Genomic DNA, 5,801 nt, shown 5'->3' on the forward strand with positions numbered 1-5,801 from the left:
ATCCCGTAGAGGCGGATAGCTAACGGGTTCTTGAGCTTGGGGGGCTGTGGGTGCAGGGGGCAAAGTGTCTGGGGCGGCCCAAGGATCCGCAACAACGGAGGCAGCGTCTAGGGCGATCGCCCCCTCAGGCGAGGATTCAGCTGCAGCGGCTATCTCAGAGGTGATTGCGGTTGGTGGGCTGATCTCAGTCTCTAAGGCTTCTAGGGCGGCAATCTCCTCAGTCGTCGGTTCTGGGAAGTCGTATGCCTCAGGGGTCGATTGTTCTAAGGTGGCCTCAAAAAACGCCAGTGGGGGTTCGGGTATTTCAGCAACACTGTCTGGGGTTTCTGGTGGTGCAGTGCTCTGTTCTAGGGACGCTGGGGGTGGTTCAGCAGGAGCCTCGAGGACTGGCAATTCCCCCGAGCATCCATTAAAGGTGTCGGATTCCGTGCCTTCTTCTTGAAAGGAGGGCAGCTCAATGGCGGATGTCAGTTCTTCACTGTCAAAACTGGCATCTGGCGATTCTGAGGGGGAGTTGGGGTCAAAGGCGGCAGCTAAATCTGCCAAGCTAATGTCCTCATCAGGATCAATTTCTGGAACTTCATCTAGGAAACTCTCTTGCGACCCACTGATCGGTTCTGCCACTATCCCCTCCTCAGCATTTTCGGCGACTGGCTCTAGGGGGGGAGCTGCTTCAGGGGCAACAATATCCCCCGGTGTCGTCTCTACTGGAATGGGCTGTTCCTCTTCTTGGGGCGATCGCGCCACAGCATCCTGACCTTCAGATGTAGAAGGCGCCTCGGAGATCATAAAAGTGGACATCAAATCCCGCAGTGTCGGTTCAGGCGGGGATGGCTCAGGGGGTGCTGTTTCAGGGGACCATGGATCGGCGATCGCCGGCAGCGGGGGTTGAACGGCAGGCATGACCTGTAATGCAAAATGAGTTTCCCAGAGGGGGACGCCCAACACCCGTGACTCAATGAAAACCCGTTGAATCTCTGGCAAGTGCAATTTTTCTAAGGCGGTGCGGATCAGGGTTGCGGCTGCCGCTTGATTGAGCATTTTTTCTGAATGCAGGGTGATCATTAGCTCCTCGGCCTGACGCACCACCGTGGCCTTTACCCGCTTGGGCAAGAGGACGGCATTCAGCAGTGTGGCAATGGCGCGGGGGTCGCCCTGCCGCGCAATATCGAGCAAACGGGAGTCACTCATAAACGGATGAATGGAATGAACTGGGGTGCCGCTCCTTCTAGCCTACTGCGATTTCAAGAGAGTGATGGCTGACTGCTCGCGATCACTCCCCTATCCTATCTACCAAAGCGCAGTGCAATCTATACCCTAAATCTAGAGCCGCTGCAAAGCTTGGAAAAAATCCCTTCGGCATCAAGGACATCCATACCCTTTTCTGAAGCGGCGGCTACAGGATCCTTGATTTGTGTGTTACCCTTTCGGCGTAACTTACCTTTTCGGGGATTTCAGTGGGGCTATGCGGGGGATAGAATAGCCCGAACTACTCTTAGTCTAGCTAAGGGATGGCTAAATGACAACCCACTGGAGCGTGTAAATTGTTACAAACAATTGCGAGTGCGCCCTAGACTGGGAAAAAGAGGTTCACAAGTTTTAGCAGGGCATGACAGCAGCAACACGCTCTACGGATTGGCAACTTTTACAACGACTGATTCCTTACCTTAAGCCCTATCGCTGGGGACTGCTAGGCAGTGGCCTGCTTTTGATTCCCTTGGCGGCAGCAGCAGCATTACAACCGATCATTATTGGTCAGGCGATCGCCCTCCTTAAGGGGGAAGAGAGTACCTACAGCTTTTTGAAAGCCTTAACGCTGACCCAAGGGATTGATCTACTGAGCATTGCACTGTTGGTGACCGTGGTACTGCGCTTTGGGGTGCAGGCAGCTCAGGGGTACTGGATCCAAAAAATTGGCCAAAACATTACTGCCGATATTCGCGATGACTTATTTGACCACGTACTGCGGCTCTCCTCCCGCTTCTTTGACCGCACTCCCGTCGGTAAGCTCATTACCCGCTTGACCAGTGATGTGGATGCCTTGGGGGATGTGTTTGCCACTGGCGCTGTGGGGGTTCTCAGTGATGTCTTCTCGATGCTGGTGGTCATCCTGACGATGTTTTTCATTGACCGCCTGCTGGCAACGCTGCTGCTGGCCTTGGTTCTGCCGATCGCTGCCCTGATTATCTATTTTCAACATTGCTATCGCGTCGCCAACTACAAGTCCCGCGAGGAGCTGTCGCTACTGAATGCCGATCTGCAGGAAAACATCGTTGGCATTACAGTGGTGCAATTGTTTCGCCGTGAGGCTTTTAATAGTCAACTGTTTCGGCGGCGCAATCAACGCTACATCAAAGAGGTGGATCGGACAATTTTCTATGATTCAGCGGTATCGGCGACCTTAGAGTGGATTGCCTTTGTGGCGATCGCGGGGGTTCTCTGGCTCGGCGGTGGCTTGGTGCAGCAGCGCACGATTGACTTTGGCACCTTAGCCACATTTATCCTCTTTTCGCAGCGCGTCTTTGATCCATTGCGGCAGTTGGCGGAGAAATTTACCATCGTGCAAGCGGGCTTAACCGCCATTGAGCGCATCCATGATCTGCTTTTAGAACCCATTGAAATTCAGGATCCCGATCGCACCTTTTTGCGCTTGCCCCAGACAGAAAATACAGCGGCTGCCGTTGAGTTTCGTGATGTCTGGCTGGCCTACAAAGACGATGACTATGTCCTCAAGCAGCTTTCCTTTCAAATTCATGCTGGCGAGAAAGTGGCCATTGTTGGCCCCACGGGGGCGGGCAAAAGTTCGATTATTCGCTTGCTCTGTCGTCTTTATGATCCAACGCGCGGTGAAGTCCTCGTTGGTGGTCGCAATGTGCGCGACTTTAGCCAAGCAGAACTGCGGCAGCACATTGGCGTGATTTTGCAGGAGAGCTTTCTCTTTTCTGGGGATATCAAAAGCAACATTGCCCTTGGCGACAACTACACCCTTGCCGACATTCAGCGGGTGGCCGCAGAAATGAATATTGCTGAGTTCATTGAGCAGTTGCCCCAAGGCTATGACACTCCCCTGCGGCAGCGGGGCACAAATCTCTCGGCAGGGCAGCGACAACTTTTGGCCTTTGCGCGGGTCGCCATTCGCAATCCAGAAATTCTTGTCCTTGATGAGGCAACGGCCAATTTGGATGTGGGCACCGAGGTAATGATTCAGGAGGCCTTGAACCGTCTCTTGGTGAATCGAACCGCAATTATTATTGCCCACCGCCTCGCCACAATCCGCCATGTGGATCGCATTTTTGTGCTCAAACGGGGACAACTGGTGGAGCAGGGCACCCACAGTGAACTGTTGGCTCGCAATGGCGTGTACGCCCATCTCTACCGGTTGCAGGCCCTCACCGAAGAAGTAGCCCCTAAACAGGAAGCCTAGACCCTTGCCTCACCCACAATAACAGCGTCAGCCCCAGGAGTTGCAGCACCACCGACACCAGTACCAACAGCCCCAAGGAGCGATCGTAGAGCACCCCCATGAGCCAACTTCCTAGAAACCAGGCTAAACCATAGCCAGTGGCAAAGATACCATAGGCCGACCCCCGCCGTTCTGGTGGAACGAGGTTGGCGACGATCGCCCGCACAATAGATTCTTGAGCACCCATCCCAATGCCCCACAGAACCATGCCCCAAATTACCGCAGAACTGAGGAAAACCAAGGGCGCAAAGCCCACTGACAGCACCACAGCAAGGATCAAGGCCATGATGCCAATGCGATCCAGTAAGTACCCAAAGAGCAGGGCCGCCACCGCATCAACCCCCATTGCCAGAGCATAGAGCAGCGGAATTTGACTGGTTTGCAGACTGTTTCCCTGCTGTAAGTGAAAGGCAATTAAGGGGAAATCCACATAACCCCCACCCAGAAAGGCCACGGCCAATAGATAAATCCAAAATAGCGTTGGTAGTCTTTTGGTATCGAGATCTTGAATCACTGTTTCAAAATTCCGTGGCTCTGGGTACTGCCGCTGCGTCGCCAGCAAAACGACCAAACCAATCAGAGCAGGGATGGCGAGGATAGCAAAACTCCATTGATAATGCTGGGTGAGGGCAAAGACCCCAGCCACCATCAGCGGTCCAACAACGGCACCAATTTGATCCATCGCTTCATGGAGGCCAAAGCCAAGGCCACGCCCCACTTGGCTAGCACCATAGGAGAGCAAAACATCGCGGGGGGGTGTACGAATCGCTTTGCCAGTGCGCTCAGCAATCATGAATCCCCCTAGGACTTCCCAACGATTGGCCAAGGCCATCAGGGGCACAGCGATGGTATTGATGGCGTAACCGAGGGTGGTAATGCGCCAATAGGCACGGGTGCGATCGCTCACATAGCCAATCACAAGACGCAGACCGTAGCCAATGAATTCCCCCAAGCCAGCCACTAAGCCGACAACGGTACCACTGGCGCCTAAGACCCCTAAATAGACCCCCGTGAGACTGCGTGCGCCTTCGTAGGTGGCATCGGCACACAGGGAGACAACTCCCAGTAGCACCACAAAACTCAGGGCTGATCCTCTTTTGCCCAGCATGCTTAACTTCTCCTTGCCAGAATGTTCACAGTATAGTGATGAGGAATTGTGAACGGGCGATCGCGATGGCGGATGCACTCAGCGCAGCTAGCCCCTTAGTTATTTGGACAAGTCTGGGGTTCATCTGTGGCCGTTGGTTGCCGGCAGTGATTCCCCAATGGTTGGGACGCGGCCTTTATTGGGTGGGGGTACCCATTCAAATTTTTGCCTTGGTGCGGCACACCAACTTCGCAGGACTCATTTGGTTGGCACCGGTGCTGGCCTTTGTGGCGCTCATTGTCGGCTATATCCTTGCCCAGGGCCTCTACAATTTGCAGAAGCACTACTTTCAACCCCAGTGGCTCCAATACACCCCTCCCTTCCTAACCAGTACAGTTCCGGAAGGAGAAAGTCGCCGCTTGCAGGGGAGCTATCTGATTGCGAGCATTCTCGGCAACACGGGCTTTGTCGGGTTGGGGGTTGCCATTCCTCTCCTGAGTACGACGGCATTGCCCTGGGCGACCTTCTATGCGATTACCCAAAATGCCCTCGGTACCTACGGCTTGGGTTCATTTCTTGGTCAGTACTACGGCAGAGGGAATCATCAACCTTGGTGGCAAGCTTTGGCAGTGATTCCAACGGTGCCGACCCTTTGGGCATCAGTGGCAGGATTTGCTACCCATGATCTTGCATTTCCCGAGACGATCGAAAAGTTGTGTGAGATAGATATTCACTTGGTGATTCCCCTCGCCTTTGTTCTTATAGGAATTCGCCTCAGTCGGCTCCCCGGCTGGCAGAGCTTGCGTGTGGGACTGCTGCCTATGCTGGTCAAGACGTTGTTGCTGCCACTGACGATGATGGCGATCGCCTATGGTTTGGGATTGCGGGGGGACACATTACTAGCGATCGCCATTATGGCCGGTACGCCCACCGCCTTTGCTGCCTTGATTTTGGCGGAGGAATACGAGTTGAACACCGACTTGCCCCCTGCGGTAATTGCCCTAAGTACCCTGAGTTTCGTGGCGGTGTTTCCCTTTTGGGTTGTCCTGTGCCGTCAAGTTTTAACATAGGGCTAACGAGCCTATGGTTTTGCTAAAACAGTGGCACACTGGAAATACCTGATCCATTCCTAGCCCTCTAACGAGTCTCCCTATGACTAATCCCCAAAGTCCTCCGCCACCGCCCCGTGTTCCCAATTCACCCCCGGTGCCCCCCCGTCCGCCAATGGGTGCGGCTGTTCCGCCGCTGCCC

The 5,801-nt window shown here is 54.3% G+C and carries 3 protein-coding genes and 1 pseudogene; 2 read left to right on the forward strand and 2 right to left on the reverse strand.

Going from position 1 to position 5,801, the window contains the following annotated elements; genetic code table 11:
- Positions 1–1,191, reverse strand: a pseudogene (locus H8Q75_RS02785) (hypothetical protein); the annotation flags it as partial.
- 418 nt (positions 1,192–1,609) lie between these two features.
- Here H8Q75_RS02785 and H8Q75_RS02790 point away from each other — a divergent pair.
- Positions 1,610–3,424 carry an ABC transporter ATP-binding protein gene (locus H8Q75_RS02790; protein ID WP_297040317.1) on the forward strand — a complete coding sequence of 605 codons (1,815 nt, stop codon included), beginning with the start codon at positions 1,610–1,612 and terminating at the stop codon, positions 3,422–3,424.
- Here H8Q75_RS02790 and H8Q75_RS02795 read toward each other — a convergent pair.
- Positions 3,408–4,568, reverse strand: a complete 1,161-nt coding sequence (locus H8Q75_RS02795; RefSeq protein ID WP_225871815.1) for an MFS transporter — start codon at positions 4,566–4,568, stop codon at positions 3,408–3,410. The genes H8Q75_RS02790 and H8Q75_RS02795 overlap by 17 nt on opposite strands.
- A 41-nt stretch (positions 4,569–4,609) precedes the next feature.
- On the opposite strand from H8Q75_RS02795, the gene H8Q75_RS02800 reads away from it, so the two are divergent.
- On the forward strand, positions 4,610–5,620 hold the full coding sequence (locus H8Q75_RS02800) for an AEC family transporter (protein ID WP_225871759.1): 1,011 nt from the start codon (positions 4,610–4,612) through the stop codon (positions 5,618–5,620).
- Positions 5,621–5,801: the final 181 nt, after the last annotated feature.

The sequence above is a fragment of the Thermosynechococcus sp. OHK43 genome, from assembly GCF_014466085.1.
GTDB lineage: Bacteria > Cyanobacteriota > Cyanobacteriia > Thermosynechococcales > Thermosynechococcaceae > Thermosynechococcus.